The organism is Paenibacillus sp. CH40, from assembly GCF_024213605.1.
Taxonomy (GTDB): domain Bacteria; phylum Bacillota; class Bacilli; order Paenibacillales; family Paenibacillaceae; genus Paenibacillus; species Paenibacillus polymyxa_B.
This window is the reverse complement of record NZ_JANAVQ010000005.1, coordinates 93,787-115,957: the sequence shown is the minus strand read 5'-3', so window position 1 is coordinate 115,957 and position 22,171 is coordinate 93,787. Positions and strand designations below refer to the sequence as shown.

The 22,171-nt window shown below is 46.7% G+C and carries 25 protein-coding genes; 9 read left to right on the top strand and 16 right to left on the bottom strand.

Annotated elements, in window-relative coordinates:
* Positions 1–89: 89 nt before the first annotated feature.
* Entirely contained in the window at positions 90–1,625 is a 1,536-nt protein-coding gene (locus NLX73_RS16450) for a Ppx/GppA phosphatase family protein (protein ID WP_254326718.1), read from the top strand.
* Here NLX73_RS16450 and ppk1 read toward each other — a convergent pair.
* Entirely contained in the window at positions 1,585–3,693 is a 2,109-nt protein-coding gene (gene ppk1 / locus NLX73_RS16445) for a polyphosphate kinase 1 (RefSeq protein ID WP_235308432.1), read from the bottom strand. The genes NLX73_RS16450 and ppk1 overlap by 41 nt on opposite strands.
* 307 nt (positions 3,694–4,000) lie before the next feature.
* Between ppk1 and NLX73_RS16440 the strand changes: the two genes are divergently transcribed.
* From NLX73_RS16440 to NLX73_RS16430, 3 genes are all read left to right on the top strand, one after another.
* On the top strand, positions 4,001–4,246 hold the full coding sequence (locus NLX73_RS16440; protein WP_007431922.1) for a hypothetical protein: 246 nt from the start codon (positions 4,001–4,003) through the stop codon (positions 4,244–4,246).
* 200 nt (positions 4,247–4,446) lie between these two features.
* On the top strand, positions 4,447–5,109 hold the full coding sequence (locus tag NLX73_RS16435) for a futalosine hydrolase (protein WP_254326840.1): 663 nt from the start codon (positions 4,447–4,449) through the stop codon (positions 5,107–5,109).
* Entirely contained in the window at positions 5,110–5,964 is an 855-nt protein-coding gene (locus NLX73_RS16430) for a 1,4-dihydroxy-6-naphtoate synthase (protein ID WP_254326717.1), read from the top strand.
* A 151-nt stretch (positions 5,965–6,115) separates the two neighbouring features.
* Here the strand turns inward: NLX73_RS16430 and NLX73_RS16425 are convergent, their stop codons facing one another.
* From NLX73_RS16425 to NLX73_RS16400, 6 genes are all read right to left on the bottom strand, one after another.
* On the bottom strand, positions 6,116–6,436 hold the full coding sequence (locus NLX73_RS16425; protein ID WP_014277849.1) for a hypothetical protein: 321 nt from the start codon (positions 6,434–6,436) through the stop codon (positions 6,116–6,118).
* Between the two features lie 313 nt (positions 6,437–6,749).
* Positions 6,750–7,040, bottom strand: a complete 291-nt coding sequence (locus tag NLX73_RS16420; protein ID WP_254326716.1) for a hypothetical protein — start codon at positions 7,038–7,040, stop codon at positions 6,750–6,752.
* 18 nt (positions 7,041–7,058) lie between these two features.
* A complete protein-coding gene (locus tag NLX73_RS16415; RefSeq protein WP_254326715.1) occupies positions 7,059–7,385 on the bottom strand; it encodes a hypothetical protein in 327 nt (108 codons plus the stop codon).
* A 30-nt stretch (positions 7,386–7,415) separates the two neighbouring features.
* Complete coding sequence (locus tag NLX73_RS16410) at positions 7,416–7,760, bottom strand: YkvA family protein (protein WP_235308429.1); 345 nt, start codon at positions 7,758–7,760, stop codon at positions 7,416–7,418.
* Positions 7,761–7,769: 9 nt separating this feature from the next.
* Complete coding sequence (locus NLX73_RS16405) at positions 7,770–8,384, bottom strand: hypothetical protein (protein WP_254326714.1); 615 nt, start codon at positions 8,382–8,384, stop codon at positions 7,770–7,772.
* A gap of 84 nt (positions 8,385–8,468) precedes the next feature.
* A complete protein-coding gene (locus NLX73_RS16400; protein ID WP_254326713.1) occupies positions 8,469–9,398 on the bottom strand; it encodes a DMT family transporter in 930 nt (309 codons plus the stop codon).
* 147 nt (positions 9,399–9,545) lie between these two features.
* Here NLX73_RS16400 and NLX73_RS16395 point away from each other — a divergent pair, with 147 nt between their 5' ends.
* Complete coding sequence (locus NLX73_RS16395) at positions 9,546–10,424, top strand: LysR family transcriptional regulator (protein WP_254326712.1); 879 nt, start codon at positions 9,546–9,548, stop codon at positions 10,422–10,424.
* 146 nt (positions 10,425–10,570) lie between these two features.
* On the opposite strand, the gene NLX73_RS16390 is transcribed toward NLX73_RS16395, so the two are convergent.
* Both NLX73_RS16390 and NLX73_RS16385 read right to left on the bottom strand, forming a co-directional pair.
* Positions 10,571–12,145 carry a sigma-70 family RNA polymerase sigma factor gene (locus NLX73_RS16390; RefSeq protein WP_254326711.1) on the bottom strand — a complete coding sequence of 525 codons (1,575 nt, stop codon included), beginning with the start codon at positions 12,143–12,145 and terminating at the stop codon, positions 10,571–10,573.
* Positions 12,146–12,338: 193 nt separating this feature from the next.
* Positions 12,339–12,704, bottom strand: coding sequence for a hypothetical protein (locus NLX73_RS16385; RefSeq protein WP_254326710.1), 366 nt, complete (start codon positions 12,702–12,704; stop codon positions 12,339–12,341).
* A 353-nt stretch (positions 12,705–13,057) separates the two neighbouring features.
* Here NLX73_RS16385 and NLX73_RS16380 point away from each other — a divergent pair, with 353 nt between their 5' ends.
* Complete coding sequence (locus tag NLX73_RS16380; RefSeq protein WP_013311830.1) at positions 13,058–13,285, top strand: helix-turn-helix domain-containing protein; 228 nt, start codon at positions 13,058–13,060, stop codon at positions 13,283–13,285.
* A 451-nt stretch (positions 13,286–13,736) separates the two neighbouring features.
* Here NLX73_RS16380 and NLX73_RS16375 read toward each other — a convergent pair whose 3' ends face one another.
* Both NLX73_RS16375 and NLX73_RS16370 read right to left on the bottom strand, forming a co-directional pair.
* Positions 13,737–14,507, bottom strand: coding sequence for an S-layer homology domain-containing protein (locus tag NLX73_RS16375; RefSeq protein ID WP_254326709.1), 771 nt, complete (start codon positions 14,505–14,507; stop codon positions 13,737–13,739).
* Between the two features lie 237 nt (positions 14,508–14,744).
* Complete coding sequence (locus NLX73_RS16370) at positions 14,745–15,104, bottom strand: HesB/IscA family protein (RefSeq protein ID WP_254326708.1); 360 nt, start codon at positions 15,102–15,104, stop codon at positions 14,745–14,747.
* Between the two features lie 373 nt (positions 15,105–15,477).
* On the opposite strand from NLX73_RS16370, the gene mqnE reads away from it, so the two are divergent.
* Positions 15,478–16,584 carry an aminofutalosine synthase MqnE gene (gene mqnE / locus NLX73_RS16365; protein ID WP_254326707.1) on the top strand — a complete coding sequence of 369 codons (1,107 nt, stop codon included), beginning with the start codon at positions 15,478–15,480 and terminating at the stop codon, positions 16,582–16,584.
* A 204-nt stretch (positions 16,585–16,788) separates the two neighbouring features.
* Positions 16,789–17,856, top strand: a complete 1,068-nt coding sequence (locus tag NLX73_RS16360) for an NAD(P)/FAD-dependent oxidoreductase (RefSeq protein WP_076294236.1) — start codon at positions 16,789–16,791, stop codon at positions 17,854–17,856.
* A gap of 111 nt (positions 17,857–17,967) precedes the next feature.
* On the opposite strand, the gene NLX73_RS16355 is transcribed toward NLX73_RS16360, so the two are convergent.
* Positions 17,968–18,225 carry a YuzB family protein gene (locus tag NLX73_RS16355; protein ID WP_023990179.1) on the bottom strand — a complete coding sequence of 86 codons (258 nt, stop codon included), beginning with the start codon at positions 18,223–18,225 and terminating at the stop codon, positions 17,968–17,970.
* Between the two features lie 87 nt (positions 18,226–18,312).
* On the opposite strand from NLX73_RS16355, the gene NLX73_RS16350 reads away from it, so the two are divergent.
* The gene (locus NLX73_RS16350) at positions 18,313–18,558 is read left to right on the top strand and encodes a NifU family protein (RefSeq protein ID WP_013311836.1); all 246 of its coding nucleotides are present in this window, start codon (positions 18,313–18,315) and stop codon (positions 18,556–18,558) included.
* A gap of 92 nt (positions 18,559–18,650) precedes the next feature.
* Here the strand turns inward: NLX73_RS16350 and NLX73_RS16345 are convergent, their stop codons facing one another.
* The 4 genes from NLX73_RS16345 to NLX73_RS16330 all read right to left on the bottom strand — a co-directional run bounded on the left by NLX73_RS16345 (position 18,651) and on the right by NLX73_RS16330 (position 22,164).
* Positions 18,651–19,415 carry an SDR family oxidoreductase gene (locus NLX73_RS16345; RefSeq protein WP_043882348.1) on the bottom strand — a complete coding sequence of 255 codons (765 nt, stop codon included), beginning with the start codon at positions 19,413–19,415 and terminating at the stop codon, positions 18,651–18,653.
* A gap of 144 nt (positions 19,416–19,559) precedes the next feature.
* Positions 19,560–20,402 carry a MetQ/NlpA family ABC transporter substrate-binding protein gene (locus tag NLX73_RS16340; RefSeq protein ID WP_061829843.1) on the bottom strand — a complete coding sequence of 281 codons (843 nt, stop codon included), beginning with the start codon at positions 20,400–20,402 and terminating at the stop codon, positions 19,560–19,562.
* A gap of 74 nt (positions 20,403–20,476) precedes the next feature.
* Entirely contained in the window at positions 20,477–21,145 is a 669-nt protein-coding gene (locus NLX73_RS16335; protein ID WP_013311839.1) for a methionine ABC transporter permease, read from the bottom strand.
* Entirely contained in the window at positions 21,142–22,164 is a 1,023-nt protein-coding gene (locus NLX73_RS16330) for a methionine ABC transporter ATP-binding protein (protein ID WP_254326706.1), read from the bottom strand. The genes NLX73_RS16335 and NLX73_RS16330 overlap by 4 nt, the downstream gene beginning before the upstream one ends.
* Positions 22,165–22,171: the final 7 nt, after the last annotated feature.

Sequence of the window (22,171 nt, the reverse complement as noted above, 5' to 3'; positions counted from 1 at the left end):
TCACTGGTACAATGACAATAATCTACTACCATTTGCACGGAGCAACGGAAATTACCGGCAAATCGTTTTTTCAACAAGGAGGTCAACTCATGAATAGCAAAATTGGCATCATGGACATTGGCTCAAACTCCATTCGTCTGGTGATCTATGAAATGACAGATACAGGAGCCTATCGAATTGTGCAGGAATGCAAAGAAGCTGCCCGACTGAGCGAAAAGGTTGGGGCCAACGGCCGTATGGAACGGGAGGCGATTCGAAGCATCGCTCCATTGCTGCGCCAATTTATGGCGGTATGCCATATGCACGGGGTGGTCCGTATGCGTGCAGCAGCAACGGCAGCCATCCGCAATGCCACGAATTCGGACGAAATCGTCCAATGGATTGCGGAGGAGACAAATTTAACACTGGAAATACTGAGCGGGGAGCAAGAAGGCTATGCCGGTTTTCTGGGCGTAGTGAACACTATGAATGTGAGTGACGGAATCATTATTGACATCGGGGGTGGCAGTACCGAAATTACGCTGTTCCGCGATCGAAAGCGACTGCATACGGTGTCATTTCCCTTTGGCGCCGTCAATATGAATTGGCGCTTTGGACGTGAGGTCAAGAATGGCGAATGGGCTCCTCAGCAAATTGAGGAGATGGAGAGCTTCGTCCGTTCTTCACTGCAAAATCATGATTGGATCTTCTCCAATCCGGGTCTGCCATTCATCGGGCTGGGTGGAACCCTGCGTACTTTGGCTAAAATCAATCAGAAGCGGCAGGATTACTCACTTCCTGTGACGCACCATTACGAAATGACGACAGAAGATGTCGATTACTTCTATGGCAGTCTGCCCCATCTTCCCTATGAAAAACGCAAAAAAACAGCCGGCCTGTCCAAGGACAGAGCCGACATCATTGTACCGGGTCTTATTATATTGAAAACGATATTTGAAGCTGCTCAAGGTTCCGCGTATTTGGTCAGTGGGGCGGGTCTGCGAGACGGCCTATTTCATGAGCTGGTCAACGCTGAACAGCCCGTGGTAGCTAATCCGCTTATCACATCCATTCGCAATATCCTTTCGTTTGCTGTCCCGGTTAGCGAAGCGCATGTCAAGCGGGTTAACGAGTACGCCGTCCGTCTTTATGACACATTGGCTAACGGAACCTCAGCTGCTATGGACAAGCGCTTGTTACTGACCGCAGCAACTCTTTACAAAACGGGGGCTGCCTTGAATTACTATCATTTCCGCCAGAATTCCGTATTCTGGATTTTACATGCAGGCATTGGCGGTCTATCCCATAGGGAAACGGTACTAGCCGCGTTGATCGCGGATTACCATCCCAAGAACCGGACTCCCCGTTTGCTACGCACACATGCCGATATTTTGGAGCCTTCCGACGAGGAACGTGTACATCGGCTCGGCTCGCTGCTCCAGCTCGCGATTGGCATGGATCGGAGTGAGTCAGGAATGATTACCAGCATCAATCCCACTACAGGGGATGACGCACTGCATCTTCGTCTGGAAAGCAAGAGTGAACCCATATTAGAACAACGGGAGCTAGAATCGGTTGCCAAGGATTTTCAAAAGGCGTGGAACCTTACATTGTCGTGGTCCATTCTACCTTCTTCCAATTTCTAACCTTCATCGCTTCAGATTGGCTCCTAATGGGAGCCTCTTTGTCGTTTCTGGACACAAATTGATAGCTGCCGTTAGGCAAAAGCTGGCGCGCCTTCACATTATCCCTTAACGATAAATGCAGAATATCTGCCAGCATTTCTTTGATCCCGTCATCATAAATCGGGCACATCAGTTCAATTCGGCGGGTCAAATTGCGCGTCATCCAATCCGCACTGGACAAAAATAACTCGGAGTTCCCTCCATTTTCAAAATAAAACAATCTGGAATGCTCCAGGAAGCGGTCTACAATACTGATGACACGTATGTTCTCGCTGAATCCTTCCACACCGGGACGCAAACAACAAACCCCTCTAATGATAAGATCAATCTTCACACCTGCCTGGGAAGCTGCATATAGTTCATCGATCATCTCTTGATTGGATAAGGAGTTGATCTTGGCAATAATCCGGGCGGGCTTACCTGCCAATGCTTGCTCAGCTTCCCTACGGATGAGTTCAAACAGCTTGTTCTTCATTCCCGTTGGAGCCACCGTAAAAGCTTGCAAAGTCTTGAGCGCAGAGAAACCCGTGATTTCATTAAACAGTTCGGAGGCATCCTCGCCAAGTACCGGATCTGACGTAAACAATCCGATATCCGTATACACGCGCGCCGTGCTTTCATTATAATTGCCTGTGCCTACGTGCACATATCGTTTGAGTGCGTTGCGCTCATGACGTATGACAAGAATGATTTTGGCGTGCGTCTTCAAGCCAACCAATCCATACACTACATGACAGCCTGCTTTTTCAAGCTTACGCGCCCAGGCAATATTACGTTCCTCGTCAAAACGGGCTTTCAGCTCCACCACCACCGTTACCTGCTTGCCCGATTCGGCCGCACGTGCCAATGCCGGAATCAGTTTCGATTCCCCGTTGACACGGTATAGGGTCATTTTGATTGCCATCACATCCGGGTCTTCTGATGCCTCAATGATAAAATCAGTTACCGCATCGAATGATTCATATGGATGGTACACGAGCACGTCCCGTTTGCGAAGTACGTTGAAAATATCCTCTTGTGGGGGCAGTTCTTCCGGATACAGTGGTTTGATTGCCGGAAATTTCAAATGCGAATACCCCTCCAAATGATCGGCAAAAGACGACAAAAACGTCAGATCCAACGGCCCGTCCATCTCAAACACATGATCGAACAGCTTGAATTCGCGTTGAAGCTCCATCAGGGCATAGGGATGAATCCCTTTTTCTACTTCCAGTCTAACCGGCGCCCCCCGGCGTCTTCGACGCAGCTCTTTTTCAATCTCTTCGAGCAAATCTTCGATCTCTTCTTCATTAATGGATAAATCGGAGTTACGGGTAACACGAAAGGCATGAACCGCCTCCGGAACATATCCAGTGAACAGCGTTTGGATGTGATGCTTGATTAGTTCCTCAATTAAAATAAATGATTTCTTCTTGCTGTTCGACCGCAAAGGCACCGTAACAACACGTGGAATATTCGAAGGCACCTGCACAATGGCAAAAAGCGGTTTATCCTCCTCCGTATCCCCGGGACGTCTCAAGACGACCGCTAAATATACGTATTTATTATGAACCAGTGGAAAAGGACGGCTCTGATCGACCGCCATCGGCGTGAGTACTGGAAATATAATTTCATGAAAATATGCATCCAGCGACTTGCGCTGTGTTGTATTTAAGTCTTCATATTCGAGCAGTAAAAGACCTTTTTTCGTCAAGAGGCGAGAAATATCACGATAGGTCCGGTATTGTTCTGATACCATCGAGACGGTACGCTTGATCAGGCGTTTGTACAAACCGGAAGGGGTATATCCCGTAAAATCCTTTTGCATAAAACCCGCCTTGATCTTCTCGCGCGTCTCTGCAACACGAACAGCCATAAACTCATCCAAATTGCTAGATACAATCGCCAAAAATTTGGCTCTCTCCAGCAACGGTGTATCTGCATCCTGAGCTTCCTGAAGCACACGGCGATTAAATTCAATCCAGCTTAAATCTCGGTTAAAGTAACGTTCTGACCCGGCTTTATCCTTATTCTGACTCTCTATCAACATATGGCCTCCATCAATTCATGCAGTATAGTATCCCTTTATTGTACTATTAGATGAAACGCACTAGCATCACAGCAGTGTAAACGCAATGTAAAATGTGTGTAAACACAAACTGGATGTATGAAAAGGTCAATCGGACGCTTTACAAAAATAGCATTAAGCGGTACAGTGTTTACGTCTGTTTCATAGAGTAGATTAACGAACCGTTCCTTTTTCAGTTGTTTATGTTCATTATGATGTGTAGTAATCACTTAGTAGCCACGTTCAATTGCTGATTTTCAAATGGCATGATATAGGGAGGATTTACGTTATGGAACCCAAGAAAACGCCACGCGTACTGCAAAAAAACATCGAATTTTTCACCGCGGCGCTATCTCAACACCTCGTTTCGGTCTGGCAAGAGGACCCTACAGGTGTATACTGTGAGATTGGCTGTGGATATATCGAGTTATTCAGTAGCGAGATGATTCGGGTGCGCAATCAAGATGGAACCCCAAGCCATTATGACCGCAATATCACCATGTTTCAGTTAATCACGAAGGATCAGCCGATATAATTATTATATGCTATGCCTGCGCTGTTCTTCCAGATTAGAATTGTTTTATATTACAATTACCGATTTTGATATCTGCTGAATCTTGCAGATTTTCCAAAAAGCGCCTCAGAGCGCTTTTTTTGTCGACTTTTTTTGAACATCGTTTCGAAAAGCAGTATGATAAGGGAGCATATTACCTAAATTTAAAGGGGAATCAACCGATGGAGCATACAACATCAGATGGGCGCATCCTGGTTATGACCGCGGTTGAAGGCGAACGGGAAGCTGTACTGCGGGGCCTGAAAGGCGACACCCGTTTTGTGGTCGAGCTGGCTGGCGTGGGCGCTCCGTCCGCAGCGGCTTCAACCGCGCTAGCACTGGCAGCGGCTGGTGACTACCATCTGGTCATCAGCGCCGGAATTGGTGGCGGCTTCGTGGAGGTCGCTGCACTGGAGAGCGTCGTTGTTGCTGACGCGATCATTGCCGCCGACCTGGGAGCAGAAACGGCAGAGGGCTTCAGCAGCGTGGACGAGCTGGGTTTCGGCTCAAGCCGAATTGCCGTGAACGTTGCCACCGCGCAGCGATTCGTTCAGGCGTTGCGTGCCGCTGGACAGACGGCTGTCGCGGGGCCGATCCTGACCGTTTCCACAGCCACTGGTACGGCGGCAACAGCGGAACGGCTGGCCAAGCGCGTTCCCGGAGCTGCTGCCGAAGCGATGGAAGGCTACGGCGTAGCCGTGGCGGCAAATAGGCTGGAACTGCCGACGATGGAAATCCGCACGATTTCCAATGCTGTCGGTCCACGTGACCGTGCAGCCTGGCGGATCAAAGAGGCTTTGCAAGCGTTGGAAGCCGCATTTTCTACATTAACGGAGGTTATATAGATGCAAATTGCTTTTTCACCTTGTCCCAACGACACTTTTGTCTTCCATGCCCTGGCGCATGGATTGATTCCGGGCGCACCCGCGCTGGACATTACATTTGCCGATATCGACATCACCAACAATCTGGCGATCACACCAGACGGACTCGATATCATGAAAATTTCGTATGCTGCACTCCCTTGGGTGCTGGATGAATATGCCCTGCTGCCTTGCGGGGGCGCACTGGGCCGGGGGTGTGGTCCGCTCGTGCTAACCAAGGAAGGTTCCACCGTCGAAGGCCCGGAAGCCCTATCCGGCAAGCGTGTAGCCGTTCCGAGTGAACGTTCCACTGCCTATCTGCTGTTCCGCCTGTGGGCAGCCAAGCATGTGCCTGGAGGTGTCGGCGAGATCGTCGTGATGCCGTTCGACCAAATCATGCCTGCTGTCCGTGACGGGGAGATAGATGCCGGGCTGGTCATTCATGAAGCACGGTTCACGTATCCGTCCTACGGACTTAGTAAGCAAGTCGATCTGGGGAACTGGTGGGAAGAAGATACAGGGTTGCCGATCCCGCTCGGAGCCATTATTGCCCGACGTACGCTGGATTTGGATGCGATCACAAACTGGATACGCGCCTCTGTCGAATACGCTTGGAAGCATCCAGAAGCTTCGCGTGAATATGTATTGTCTCATGCGCAGGAACTTTCACCCGATGTCGCCCAATCGCACATCGACCTGTACGTTAACGATTTTACCGCCAATCTGGGCGACAGCGGATATGCCGCCATCGAAGCTTTGCTCGGTCGCGCAGCGCAGGAAGGGCTGGTACCTTCGTTTGATTTAGCCCAACTGCGCCTTGCGTCCACAATCCGCTAATGAATCGACATTGCATGTTTTCCTGCTGAATAGAGTAGTTTAAACATATAAAACCTCCCGAACGAGCACATTGCCTAGCCATGCGCCCCATTCGGGAGGTTTTATGATTTCATATTGCGAATCCCCATTCGGACTCGCTTGATCCTTATTCTTAGTTCTGTTCCTGCTCCACAACCTCGGTCTTAAACACGTTATCCAATTTGGTACCCAATCTTTTGACCAGTGGTACCTTGATATCCCGGCTCAGCTCCTTGAAAAAAGCGTCCATGTCACAATTAATCTTATCCAACACGACCTTTACGGTGCCCTCTGCCAAGATCTGCTCATTCAGATCCTCCGGTACGGTAACCGAGATATCATACTTCTTGCTTAACGTTTTAATGTAGCGGGTAAAGATTTCGATAAGCTCCTCATTGTTGAACTTCTCAACTGCAACTTGCCCTTTGTTGGTAAATTTCAAATTCACTCTCACGTTAGCATTTCCCCTTTTCCTTTTGACCATTTATTTTGGATAAACGTTGAACCTTTCAGAGGCTCTTCAAAGAAAGGGCCTTACCGGTCGTTTTAGACTCTTGTCCTTTGATATACTAAGTATAACACATTAAGTCCGTTTTCATTTCCCAACTTGTCGTTTTATGATAAAAAATGATACAATTTGCGCATTTTCAGCATAAATTCTTTCTTTTCATGCCAATCATTAGGAATAGTTTATACACAAATACACAAAAAAACGCCTATCTCGCAAAAGAAAGACGTTTCCGTATAGATGCTGAAGTGGTATGCATTTACAAAGGTTTTGTACATTCCCAACCATGTGAACGATACTCACGTACCGCATCCCGTACATCCTCGATATCATCGGTATGCAGCAGAACCGCAGGTAAAATCACCCAGTATTCGTTTTCTGCCATATCAATAAACACGTCCTCGACGTCATAATATTGCATATCGCCAAATGCCGTATCCCTGATTTTCTGTCCAACCAAAGGTGTAAACTGGGAATCAAATGTTTTCATCACCTTCGTATATTCCTTCACGCCCGTTGCCGAGATCTGCTGTGAAATAATGACGCTCAATGCCGTTACCTCCCTGACCTAATAATGCTCATTATACCCTTCTCTCAGACCCTCTACAAAACCTTGCGCAAAAAAAATCATAAAAATCAATAGTCCAATGCCAATAGCTACGGAGCTGATTACGATAATGAAGATACCCTGCGTGTTTCTTTGTTCCATCTTTCTAGTCAAAATTCCGAAAACAAGACCTATGATCCCTAACAAGCCTCCAAAGACAAAAAAACTAAATATGAACCCCAAACCTGCAAAAATCCAGCCAAAGAAAGCGAGCAACCATCCCTGCTGCTGCGGCTCACTCTGCTTCATCTGCCAGCGTTCCCTCGCTGTAGGTGTGTATCTGTCCATTCCCTAGCTCCCCCGCTCATCTTGCAATCCTTAAGAAAAAAATTCGCTCGCCTTCTCCCGATGGGCAGGCTTGATATGCATATCCAACACTTTCAAAGCTGCTAGCACAACCCCCGCATCATCCGTGAACCCCAGCATCGGAATAACATCCGAAATCACATCCAATGGTGAAATAAAATACGCCAAGGCTCCGAATGCTACCCCTTTGGCATAAAGAGGCGTTTCAGGATCTATTGCACAATAATACATGGCTACAGCATCCTTCAAAAAGGGTACTTTTCCAGCCGTAGACTTTACCTTTTTGAAAAATCCCTTTTTCACCTGTTCTTCCTGTTTTGGGTCATACTTGGCTTTGGTTACGTCAAAATCCTTCATAGGTTCCTCCTATTGCTGACCGGTGAGTTTGAAAGTGCCGCCTTCCCGCTTACCAAGCGGATAATTTTGAACCGTCATTTCCACCTTCGTATTCTTATCCCATACCGGAAGCTTGTCAGATGTACCGTACTCTTTCATAGCTATATTTATGACTTCCTCCGCCTTCTTCGTCAAAGTAGCAGAAGCCATATTATATTTACCATAACCTTGATAGGCACCGCCAAAACCAAGATTTGGTTGATTATTCACATTTAAAAGCACACCCTGCAACGTACCATTCTCTGCTACATCAAAGGTCACTTTTTCCAATACAAAATCATCGGTAACGACAGATGTCTGTTCCAATTGATGCGATATAGATGACAGGTTGGCTGCTAATCTAACCCGTTGCAGCAGCGCCTCTGTATCGTTTTGTTGCTTCGCCAATGCTTGTGTTGTCTTATTTAGTGATGCGTTCGCTATAGTTAAAGTATTTACCTTCGTATTCAGATTATAATTCCATACCGTCAAGGCTATACATCCTAGTACCGCTACTCCTGAAATGACTGTTGCTACAACTGCGAGCTTACGAACAGAATGTGGTTGCGGCTCCACAGACTGAGTATGACTGCTTAATTCTCCCATACCAAACTTCCTCTCTACTTATATAGTCATATTTTACTATTCTCCTCTCTGTTAATCTAGTATATTTTTCCTAATCCCGTATTTCTATGCATTTGTACAGGAATTCGTTTCATCAGCCTTGGAGCTTCGGTTCCTCCGTTTTCCGGGAGATGCTGTATTTACCAGATACACACTACCTGCAATCAGCACCAGCCCCACAACAAACGTCAAAGTAAGTGATTCCTTGAGCATTACCATACTAAAGACCGTGGACAGCACCGGAATCATAAATGTATATGAGCCGACGGTTCCCGCATCTCCGTTGTCGATCAGTTTAAAATAAATCATCCAGCCCATCGCAATCACGAATATCGAAATAAACAATAAAATCGTGATAAAGGAGGTCGTCCAGTGAATATCGCTCCATTTCTCGGTCGTAAATCCAATCCCATTGAGTATGATCCCCCCAAAAATGAGCTGCATCGTCACCGCCCAAATGGAATCCAACTGCTGGCTTTTTTTCTTCATATAAATCGTTCCGAGCGCCCAGCACAGTCCTGAACCTAGCCCCAACGCAATGCCCAGTACCGATAAATGCCCTGCCATTCCACCAGAGCTAATCACGATCACCCCGCCAAACCCCAGTACCAGTCCAATGACCTTCAGGGGAAACATGCGCTCCCCCAACCACATCCAGGAGAATAATCCCAACAGGATAGGCTGAAGGAATACTAAAGTGGAAAATAACCCAGCAGGCAAATAACGCAGCCCTACCGTCTGCAAGCCATAGTAGCCTGCAATATTAAATATGGCCAGCACAAGATAAGTCCACCCATTCTGTCTAAGGCGCAAGGTTTCCCGGCGACGCATAGCGAACAACAGTAGAATCACACCACCCAACAGGGTGCGGATTCCTGAAAAAAATATCGGCGGCGTATCTGGCAAAGCCAACTTGGTCAACGGCCAGTTGATCCCCCATACCATTACTAATATCAAGACAAGCCACAGCGTGGCTTTAGGTGTTAATTTTTTCATGATGTCTTCTCTCCCTTAGATTTTCATCGTTCATTGCTTACGACTAAAATATGAATAGCCGTTTGCAAAGTTTTGCTTTACTAGCGTATACTGTGGTCACTAATAAATAAAATGAATGTTTTCAATGAGGGAGATAACTTTTCACTTATGACCATTACTCAAATCATGATCTTCGTTCGTGTAGCTGAAACGCTAAACTTCACCCAAACTGCCCATGAGCTGCATATGACGCAGCCCGCGGTCAGCCATGCCATCGCCAGCATCGAAAACGAGCTGGATGTCCAGCTATTGCTACGCGACCGAAAAAAAGGAGTGCTGCTGACAGATATCGGGCACAAGGTACTGCTGCAATTCCGCATGATGCTGCAAAGCATGGAAAAGGTACAGCAGCAGGTAGCCGCTGAAAAAGGCCTGGACGTGGGCACGATCACGATCGGTGCCTTTCCCTCAGCCTCAGCCTATTTTCTGCCTCCAATCATCCATCATATTCGCCAGCATTATCCGAACCTGGTTTTTGATCTGCACGAAGGGTCCACGAATGAGGTCAAGGAATGGGTGCATACCCGTGAAATCGAGGCAGGTATCATCCTGCTGCCCGATCCACAAGTGGATGTCATCCCTTTATGTCAGGATGACATGGTTATTCTCCTGCCAGACGGTCACCCTCTACAATCGCACAATAAAATCGCCATTCGAGACTTGAATGAGCAGGATATGATCTTTTGTAAAGGTGGACATGAGGTCGCCATTATGGAAGGTTTTGAACGCGAGCAAAGTCAGTTGCAGGCACAGTTCATTACTCATAATATCAGCACCTTGGTCAGCATGGTTCGACAGGGACTAGGTATGGGTATTGTCTCTTCACTCGCCTTGTCCACGTTCCCCCATGATCTGACCGTCAAGGAGACTTCACCTCTGATCACACGCCAAATCGGTATCGCTGTACCATCCCTGCATAATGCTTCACTTGCTGTACAGTTATTTGTGCGGACCGCGCAGGAGCTATTTACGGATTCGAAGCAGTAGAAGCATCGGTAACGAGATTTTGGCAGGTGTATAATGTTTCCTAAATACTTTTCTTGTCTTAATATGGTGTACTTAAAAAATAAAAAGGAGTTTTCCATAAACGGAAAACTCTTTCGCACTTTAAACAATCTGCTTCTATACTTTCTTCAATGTCGGACCAATCCACCAGCCAAATCATCCCATCGCCAAGAAACCTCATGTCCATGGAGATGTAGCCCCCCAAACCACTCGTCGATCCCTTGAACTGCAATGCGGTCCACTGATCCATTCAGTACCTCATTACCCAACTCTGTCAGAATTACCTTTCGGTTCAGAAAATCCGGAATTTGTCTGAAATCCAAGCCGGCCTCATCCCCGTCAATGATCAGCAAAGGATGTTCGCCTTGAGCCAAAGCACGAATAAATTTCCAGTATTCGAGATCACCCATGCCGAGCACATGCAGGACGTCAGTTACCTGACGAAACAATTCCAATGGCGTATTCACTCCATTATGAACGGCCTGAAGCGTGGTCTGTTCCACAATGCCAAGACCATTCCACTCCGAGGGCAACCGCTTGAGATGCGCTGTGAAAGCTTCATAGGCAAATGGCAAGCCGGATGCTGCCAATTCTGCCTTCTTGTCTTCCAGCAGATTAGCCATTTGAGTAGGATCAGGAGAAGCGTACGCCTGCCAAAGCTCGCTTCCGAGCTCCATTTCTTGCCGCCCAATAGTTCGCCAGGTCCCGGATAATGTCTGAAGCTGTGCCGGAGTGAGCTGTCCCAGACCATGAAACCGTTCGATTCCCGGGAACTCCCCAATACAGAGCAGGCTCAGCTTCGTGTGGCCCAGTTTCTGTCTCTTGAACCAGTGGAGCAGATAGGCGAGCATGCTCTGATCAAACAGGTCATGCTCAAACCACAACACGACTTCATCATACTTAATAAACTCACGAAGTTTCTGCTCTTGTTCCTCACACCCCGTAATATATTCGCTGGCCGGAATACCCATCGTTTCCTCCAGGACCCGGGCCCGCAGTACCCGTTCTTCAGCCCCCGCTGGATTTGTAAATATCGGTCCTGCCGGATATACCTCTCTCCATACAAGCACGTCACCTTGTACAACACCCTGCTTCAACATGTCACCTACAACATCACCGTTAACAATATGTAGCATGTTTTGCCCTCCTTCATACAAATGATTGAACACGGAAACGAGGTCGGCTACCGGGAGTGTACCTTTCAACTTTCGGCGGGCATCGTGCAGCCGCTTCTTAAGCGTCGGGACCGGAGTGCCCAGATAATCGGAAATTTCCTGAAGAGAGTAGCCGTAAAAATAAAACAATCGCAGAGGCACGCGCAGCTTGGCAGACAGTGCCTTCACCGATTGTTGCAGAACTTGGCTCTCCTCCCTACGCTCCGCAATTTCTGCTACACCCGGTACTCCTCCGGAAACCTGCACAGCCTCATCCAGAGGAAGCATCGAATGATGCTTGCGCCGCAGCATCCGCTGGCATTGTCTTACGACAATGGTCTTGAACCAGCCTGGAAAAGCGGACGGGTTCTGTAGCTTCTCCAGATTCTGATAAGCCTCTATGAACGCATCCTGCACGGCATCTTCCGCAAGATGAACATCCTTCAGCATGTCATAGGACACCGCATAGGCCATCCCGCGAAAATGCAGCATCAGCTGTCCGAACGCTTCCGCATCCCCTAGCCGCGCCTTTTCAACCCACTCCCTCATACGTTCCTAGCCTCTTTTCTTTCGTGTTCTTATTCTTAAGTGCCAACTCCGTGGGGGAAGGTTACAAATCATGTTGATGGAAAAATGAAATGATTGATAAATAGCGTCACTGAACACAGCAACCATATTAACAGATTCTTTCTCAAAAGAAGCATAATGTAGCTACAGGTTGTTGGTTTTCAATAGAAATATATCATCCTTTATTTTTTACGAGGTTAAGCTCAACATGACTTCGACCATGTAGCCATAGCAATTCATCCAGTAAAAACGCCAATCCATCCTTACTACGCAAACGCTCGATCAGTTCTGCAACAACCTCCATAATCTCACGCTGTACATTGTTCGCTAGTTGGAGGCCCCCACTTTCCCCATCCACATAAAGATGTGGATGATGCGGTTGTTCTACCTTTCGTACATGTCGCAGGCACAGTATCCCATGTTCAAGATAAAAGAAATAGCTACGATCATACAGAACTCCCTCAAATAATTCATACATATGAGGATCATCATCAGGTCCATATACCATGACAACTCTATTCAATTCAACCGATTCCGTCATAATTAATTCCCCCTACCTTTAATAGCACTGATCTAATTATGTAATGATATCCAGCGTAAACATGATTACTGTATGAATGATCTGGATAACATAAACGACACGCCCCTTCGCTCCCTAGATCATTGTTATAGGAAATTTTTCATCGATGCTTAAATTAAGTATCGAAACCGTTCTATTTTAGAACCAAAGTACGGAGTGATCAATAGAAACAATACTGAAGGGAAAATAAATTTTATACTAAAATTCGTATATACGTTTATGAGTAATAATATATACGACTTTTAGTATAAAGTCAACATCTATTTTACGGATATTCGTATATTGGATATAATGGGCTGGAGGATGGTGTACATATGAGAACGATTCGGCTTAAATTGAACGAAGTTTTGACACAGCGGAGACTTACGCAAACTCAACTTTCCGAACTATCTGGTGTTCGTCAGGCGGCTATATCAGAAATGTCACGGAACATTCGTGAGCAAATAAATCTAAAAACACTTATCAAAATCGCGGATGCACTTGAAATTGATGATATATCTGAACTCATAGTAATTGAAAATTCTGAAAAGGATCGCCTATAAAAGCGGTTCTATTTTTGTAAGTACTTTTCGTCTGCATTAGCTAAACTTAGGAAATGTACACGAAAAACGGAGTAGGCGGAATGGTGCTGTACAAGCGAAGCGGTCGCTTTTGTCCCCGGATTTCTACCCTAACACAATCTTTATTCAAGAAATCCGGGGGCGGTGGCGATGGGAAGCACCATCCGTCTGCGGAGTGGCACTAAAGTAACTTTTAAGTTCCATTTATATATTCGATCTTTTGATTAGTTGCTCCATTGCTTTATAAAACCAATATATACAAAACAAAACATAAATAGCTCAGTGCTCTTATTTGCATTTTTAGTTTTATATAGTGTAGTGATAATGATCATTAAACACATTCAAAAAGACCTCCTTAGCAATATAGTACGCGACTATACCGCTATAGTGGCCTTCATTTATAATTGGATCTTTTCTTACTTTCGTCTGATCATTACTTCGATTGCTTTGTGGCTTCGTACAAACGCTGTAAAATGGTAACCGCTTCAGCCCGTGTGACTAGCGCTTTTGGGTGAAGGTATCCATCATTGGCGGTAAGGACGCCCATATTAGTCAGGGTGTAGAATGCTTCTGCCTTTTGAGTTTGGGAATCTTCATAAAAGGGCTCCTCTTGAGTCGTGTCGATGTATATTACTGGATAGCTGAACGAGTAATTGTCATTGTAATTCGCCTGACGAATTTTTATATCCTTATACTGCGCAGCTGCAGAGATTACTTCCCTGATCTCAGGATGAAGAGTCTGATTCGTATAATCCGTCCGAACGGAAGCAATCATCATAACATCCCAGCGGGTCAGCGGTTTGTCGGGATTGATATAGAATTGATAGTTTGGATATTTGCCTCCTACTCTTTCAGTGAAGCCCCAAACATAATCCCCATTGAATAATGCTGCAAAATCTTTATTCGCCCAGTGCTTACGCGCATCAACAAATTCTGAAGCTTTTCCAGACGAATGATTGATCTCTGGAAAAAGCTTGTGAAACATATTTACAAATTCCGCTTTCGTTATGGTTTTGCCTGGCTTGAAGGTGCCATCCGCATAGCCCTTGACAACACCTTTGTCGACCATCGAACGAATAGATTCAGCAGCCCACTCATATTTTGTCCCGTTCACATCAGTAAACGTATTTGCCGCGAATGCGGATTGACTAAAAAACAGTGCCACCGCAACCAACAGGGTGATAAGCCATTTCTTTCTTAACATCTCTTTCCACTTCCTTTCGGTAAAATTTATGTAGAACATAGTTCTCCAAACTCCATGTTATATCGGCATTTCAAAAGCAAATGATGATATTAGACAGAAGAAACAACACAAAAACGACCTCCGCAACGAGTAAAATCCCGTTACAAAGGCCGTTATCCGCAACCTAAACACATGTTTTAGGGAACCATCCTGACATTTAGGCTTCTATAATTCAGACCACTACTCGAAAAACCTTAATTAACAAGGCTCTTCGTTCGGTTTCCCGGCATCCGTAGCCGTACGGAAGCTTGAACCACAGCCGCATGTAGCTACGGCATTCGGGTTATGAATCGTGAAGCCGCCTGACATTCCAGACTCTTCAAAGTCGATTTCCAGTCCGTCCAGGTAGCGAATGCTTTCTTTTTCCACTACAATCTTCATATCGTGTACATTCATATATATATCCTGATCCGTCTCGTTGTCGTCAAAGCCCATTGCATACGAAAATCCCGTGCAACCACCCGGCGTAACACCCAGACGCAAAAACATATTCGGCGTTTCCTGCTGCGACAGCATATCTTTCAAACGCTCAGCAGCGGAATCGGTGATGTTAATCATATCTCCATCCTCCTCTTTTACTTCATGTTCTCCTTCAGTATACTCCACTATTTGCAGGTGCTCAAGTCATGGAATGTCCTTCCCTTACAGGCTTAAAGACCTGTTTTTCTATTCGTTTGTATTGAACACCGGTGGTGTGAGGTTTATAATAGGTGAAGAGTGTGTAAAAGAAACTGTCGGAAATTTGTCATTTCAAAGGCGATGTTTTGAGACATCCGTCATTGTAGCCTGGCATTGTAACATTTTTCACATATCGTATATCCGCGCTGCCGGATTCTCACCGACGGAACGGGACATCCTGTGCGCATCCAAGCGCTTGTGTCGCTGATTTGGCGGACAGCCTCGCACAGAGCAACTTGAAGGAGGAATAGGCATGTCCACATTAGTTACACCCTTTACAGACCGCAGAATGGCGGAAATTGTAGAAAAGGTACAGAACGGTATTCGTTTGAACCTTGAAGACGGTATATATTTGTATGAAACTGACGACATTCTCACACTGGGTCAGTTGGCTAACGAAGCTAATTTACGCAAGAACGGAAAAAAGGTTTATTTTATTGAAAACATGAGCCTGTACTTCACCAATGTATGCGAAGCGCGCTGCGCGTTCTGCAATTTCCGCAAGGATCAGGGGGAGGACGGCTCTTATACGTTGTCCGGGCAGGAAATGATTGATTATGTAGAGCAACACATCCATCCGGGAGTAAGAGAATTCCATATCGTCGGTGGTCATAATAATCATGTGCCTTTCCAGTACTATGTAGACTCATTGAAGGCGCTGAATGAAAAGTATCCCCACGTTACATTGAAAGCTTACACAGCAGCGGAAATTGACTTTTTCACACGCATAAGCGGCTTGAGTATTAAAGAAGTGCTTCAGGAACTGCAAAACGCTGGACTTCAATCCCTGACTGGCGGTGGCGCGGAAATCTTGTCCGACGAATATCGGAAGAAGATGCGTGTCACGAAAGCCAACGTGGACCGCTATCTCGAAGTACATCGCACGGCCCACAATCTCGGCATGAAAACTCATACGACCATGCTGTACGGTTCGGTCGAATCGTATCAGGATCGTATTGAACATATGCTGCAAATTCGTGAATTGCAGGACGAAACGAACGGATTTATGGTATTTATTCCACTGTCCATGCAGCCGAAAAGCAAAAACGCCAACATCATGCGCCGGAACTCCGCTTACGAGGATCTCAAAACCATTGCGATCAGCCGCCTGATGCTGGACAATATCGACCATGTCAAAGCTTACTTCATTAATATTGGCCCGCAATTGACGCAGGTCGCTCTCACCTTTGGCGCATCAGACGTCCATGGCACGATTGTGCGTGAGCAAATCAGCCATGCCGCAGGTGCGTTGACCCCTGCCGGATTGACCCGTAAAGAGCTGATCTGGCTGGTCAAAGGTGCAGGACGCATACCTGTAGAACGGGACACCTTCTATAACGAAATCGAAGTTTTCGAATAAATGTAATATCGGATTCAGATTTCCCGCGAGCATTTCATCCCCATTACTCACACTATGCAGCGTCAAGCTGCCCCGGAATACGCCGGTCTGTCTGCCAAAGGCAGGCCCGATTCTCGGGTTTTATAACAACAAAAACTTGTGTTAGATCAACGAGACACCAGACCATTTGCCGGGGACACGGTAGCGAAAGGAAGGCGGATTTTGATGAAAAATTTCGTTATTCTGGGGGGCGGCTATGGCGGCCTTACCATTGCCAAAGAATTGCTGGATAAACACATTCCCGACGATGTTCAAGTTATTTTAGTGGATCGGATGCCCTTTCAGGGGTTGAAAACAGAATACTATGCCCTCGCGGCAGGTACGGTATCTGATTTTGATTTGCGTGTGCATTTTCCAGATGAACAACGTCTTATTCGCAAATATGGAGAAGTCACCTCGATGGATCTGGAGAATAAAATGGTCCATTTTCAAGACGGTGAACCCTTGCCCTATGACCAGCTTGTCATTGCGTTGGGTTGTACCGACCGCTTTCACAATACACCGGGGGCTGAAGAACACAGCTGTACGATCCAGTCGTTTAACCATACCCGCCAAACCTATCTGCGCTTGAACGAAATCAAGCCATATGGACATGTCCATATTGTAGGCGGCGGTCTTAGCGGTGTTGAGATTGCTGCGGAGTTACGTGAAAGCCGTACAGATTTGAATATTACCATTATGGATCGGGGCGAGCGGGTGCTGTCGGCATTCCCGCAACGTTTGTCTGCCTACGTACATGCTTGGTTCAAGGAGCATCAGGTTAATGCCCTGAATCACGTTGCGGTTTCCCGTATTGAGCCGGGGGCTATTTATAACCGTGACGAGCAAATTGTAACGGATGCAGTGGTATGGACAGCGGGGATTCAGCCAGTAAAAATCGTGCAGGATTTAGCCGTCCCTAAAGATCCTCAGGGCCGCATCGTGCTCAACGAATATTATCAAATACCGGACCATCCTGAGGTGTATGTGGTCGGAGACTGTGCGAGCCTTCCCTACTCTCCAAGCGCTCAAGCGGCAGAAGTGCAAGGGGAGCAGATCGCACACATTGTACGCGACCTGTGGAAAGGTCAAACGCCTCATCCGCATCCTTTAAAGCTGCGCGGTACATTAGGCGCACTTGGCAAGAAGGCCGGGTTCGGCTATGGCTTTATGGGCAGTACCTCATTGCGTGGACGAGTACCACGCCTGCTTAAAAGCGGTGTGCTCTGGAAGTCCAAACGCCATTTTGGCTGATCACATGCTAAACAAACAAAGAAGGCCCGCTCCCAGAGCAGGTCTTCTTTGTTTCTTGAGTGTTTGCATCATGTATATTCTCTACAAAAAGGAGCTGGCTAACAGAGCCTTTCAATCCAAATCTAGGTTATCCCATGCTTCAGCTTCCTTAATTTTGTTCATAATCACTTCGTACAGAAGCTCTGCTGAATCTGCGGATACAATCTCGCCGTTGACCATCGCATAGGGTTCGGCGTTGCACTGACCGCAATTGCTTAGGCAGCCGTATTCAATCACATCATAATCTGGATTCTGTTCCAGCTTGGACATGATTTCATCGGTACCCCAATGCATATTACTGGTGCAAAACTCAATAATAGGTCTTAACATTTTTTCACCTGCTTTGGATGACGGGCATTTTAATTTGGCCCGCTTTGTAATATAATAATAAAGGTATAGGAAAGGAGTTGAATTCTAATGAGCGAAACACAAAGCGTTCAAATGTATGATGAAGTAGCTGATGTACTGGATAAGCTCCGTCCGTTCCTGCAACGCGATGGTGGCGACGTTGAGCTGGTTGACGTTGAAGACGGCATCGTTAAGCTGAAGCTGGTAGGCGCTTGCGGCAGTTGCCCAAGTTCCACGATCACGCTGAAAGCAGGGATTGAACGTGCTCTTCTCGAAGAAGTCGACGGCGTCCAAGAAGTGGTACAAGTATTCTAATGCTTGATGCATAATGATCATGAGAGTCTTGACTTCGGTAACGAAGCTCAAGACTCTTTTTTGTGTTACAGCGTCTGAGGGATCACTTAAGCTTATATGGTTGGCCGAATGGGGTCCAATCCTCCCGATACATCCATAATATTACCTGTTATAAAATCCGAATGCTCCTCACACAAATAGGCGATCACTCGCGCAATGTCCTCTCCGCTCCCCGGACGTCCACGCGGTGTCTCTTTATCCTGCATACCGATGACATCGGCAATTGACATTTCCTTATTTGCTCCTCGAATATCCCCTGGACAGATCATATTGACCGTAATGCCATTAGGAGCTTCCTCCACAGCCAGTGACTTCGTAAAAGACACCAGCCCCACCTTAGCGGCTGCGTAGACGGCGCGATGAGGCCAAGCCCTTGCTTCTCCAGCATGACCAAAGCCAAAATGAATAATACGTCCCCATTGCTGGCTACGCATGTGAGGCAATACCAAATGATCCAGCAACATGGTACCGACCAGATTCCCTTGTATCATGGCATGAATCTCAGCTACACTGTAATCCGCAAACAGACGGCGTTCCCGGATGAACGGTCCGGCATTGTTCACCATAATATCGACTCCGCCTAGCCGATCCTGTACTTCACCAATCAGCCTCGTGATATCTTCCTGAACAGAGATATCCCCTTGTAAGGACAGGCAGCGTACTCCCTTAGACTCAATCACCCGCTTAAGCGCTTCGGCTTCTGCTTGGCTATGCACATAATTTAGTGCAATATTACAGCCTTCATCCGCCAGACGCAGAGCGGTCGTTTTACCTAAACCTTTGGCACTGCCCGTTATGAATGCGACTTTATCTCTCAACAATTTTCCTCCTGTTCACAGAGAACGGTCACCCCCAAGTATAAAATATTTAAGCTTCCCCTACAACTCCATCCAAAAAGAAACCCCCAGTCCTCTTGTTCAAGAGAATCTGGGGGTTGCGTGCAATGCGTTCTCGTTCCCTACTTAAAATGCCGGGATAATTGCGCCTTGGTATTTATCTTCAATGAATTTTTTAGTTTCTGGAGATTGCAAAGCTTTAAGAAGCTTCTGAATCGCTTCAGAATCCTTATTATCAGGACGTGCTACCAGAACGTTAGCATAAGGAGAATCCTTGTCTTCCAGTGCCAGTGCATCCTTCGTAGGGTTCAGCTTCGCTTCCAAAGCGTAGTTCGTGTTGATCAACGCAATATCCACTTCAGGCAACTGACGTGGCAGCATAGCCGCTTCCAGCTCCTTGAATTTCAGGTTTTTCTTATTTTCAGTAATATCTTTTACCGTAGCTTCAATGTTGCTTGCGTCTTTCAGCTTGATCAGACCTTGTTTCTCCAATAACAGCAAAGCACGGCCTCCGTTTGTCGCATCGTTCGGAATGGCTACAGTTGCGCCATCTGGGAGTTCATCAAGCTTTTTATATTTTTGGGAGTAGATGCCGAAAGGCTCCAGGTGAACCGCGCCCACAGAAACCAAATCCATTTTGCGCTCTTTATTCATCACATCCAAGTAAGGTACATGTTGAAAGAAGTTAGCATCCAGCTGCTTGTCAAACAATTGAACGTTCGGCTGTACATAGTCGTTAAACTGAACGACTTGGAGGCGAACCCCTTCTTTTTCCAACTGAGGCTTGATTGCTTCCAAAATTTCCGCATGTGGCACAGGAGAAGCTCCAACTTTCAGCTCCACTTCACGTGGTGATCCGCCTGTATTTTCGTTCGCATTGTTTGTATCCGATGTTGTGCTCTTAGTACCGCAAGCCGCCAGCACCGCAATTAATGTCAAGCTTAGTACAGCCAATACCCATTTCTTCATGTTATTACCCCTCCAATAATTTGTAATATTCAGGAGCAGACGTCCTGATCAATAAGGATATCTATATGTTTTCCCTATTTTCGAGTATAATGCCGCACGAGGCGATCTCCCGCCATTTGCAGCAATTGTACCAATACAACCATCAGCACGACCGCAACGATCATGACAGCCGTTTCATAACGATAATAGCCGTAGTTGATAGCCAGTGTACCCAGTCCACCGCCCCCGATCATCCCGGACATTGCCGTGTAGGATACGAGTGTAACGACGGTAATGGTTAATGCAGCGAGCAGACCCGGAAGTGCCTCACGTAACAGCACACGCCGGATAATTTGTCCTGTCGAGGCACCCATCGCTTGTGCGGCTTCAATGACACCCTTGTCCACTTCACGCAGAGACGTTTCGACAAGACGTGCGAAGAATGGGGCAGCCCCGATAACCAATGGTGGGATGGTTCCCAACACCCCGGTCGAGGTACCTACCAGCGATCGTGTAAAAGGAATAAGTGCAACGATCAAAATGATAAAGGGTACGGAACGCAAAATGTTAACGATGAATGATAATACAATGTATATCACCTTCATCAGAGTTAACGAGGAGCGGCTCGCCAGAAACAATAATATACCAAGCGGCAAACCAATAACGAGGGTGAACAATGCGGATGCCCCGAGCATCTGAAGGGTTTCCAGCGTAGAATTCCCTAGCTCTTCCCAACTCACTTGTGAAAAATCAAGTTCGCTCATTGTCCGATCACCTCCACATCAAGTCCTTGCCCAGACACTTCGCGCAGCGTATGCTCTATATCCTCATGATTTCCTTCAAAACGAACGATTAGCTGTCCATAGGGTACATTTTTAATCGTAGATATGGTTCCCTGCAAGATCGCAAAATCAACACCAGTACTTCGAGCCGTACGCGACAGAATCGCATCATATGTTTTACTGCCCAAGAAGGAGATACGCACCACCTGCGCCGACTCGCCGCCACCTGCTGCCGCAATCGCTGCTTGCAGCTCCTCGGGATGTTCTGACTCCCGTTGGATAAAGTCCTTGGTTACCTGGTGCTGCGGCTTCAAAAATACTTCCGCTACCGGACCTTGCTCCACGATGTCGCCCTGATGAATGACACCAACTCGATCACAAATGCTTTGAATGACATGCATTTCATGTGTAATCAGCACGATGGTTAAATTAAAGCGCTGATTAATATCCAGCAGCAATTTCAGGATAGACCCCGTCGTCTGCGGATCAAGCGCAGAAGTTGCTTCGTCACACAGCAATACATGAGGATCACTAGCCAGCGCCCTTGCAATTCCTACCCGCTGTTTCTGTCCACCTGAGAGCTGTGACGGATACTTTCCACTGTGTTCTTCCAGACCCACCAGTTCCAGCAGCTCACGAACCTTCATGTCCACCTTCTGCTTGGGAGTGTTTACCAACCGCAATGGAAATGCAATATTGTCATACACCGTCGCCGAAGACAACAAATTAAAATGCTGAAAAATCATTCCGATTTTTCGACGTTGCTTCTGTAACTGGGATTGACTCACAGTGGTGAGGTTTACCCCGTCTACCCATACTTCACCTGAAGTAGGGCGTTCCAATAAATTAATACAGCGGATCAATGTACTTTTCCCCGCCCCGGAGTGACCAATCACTCCGAATATTTCTCCACGCTTTATAGAAAGATTCAACCCAGACAGCGCATTAACGCGTCGGTTGCCTTTGCCATAATGCTTGGTTAACTGCTTAAGCTCTATCAACGTGCTG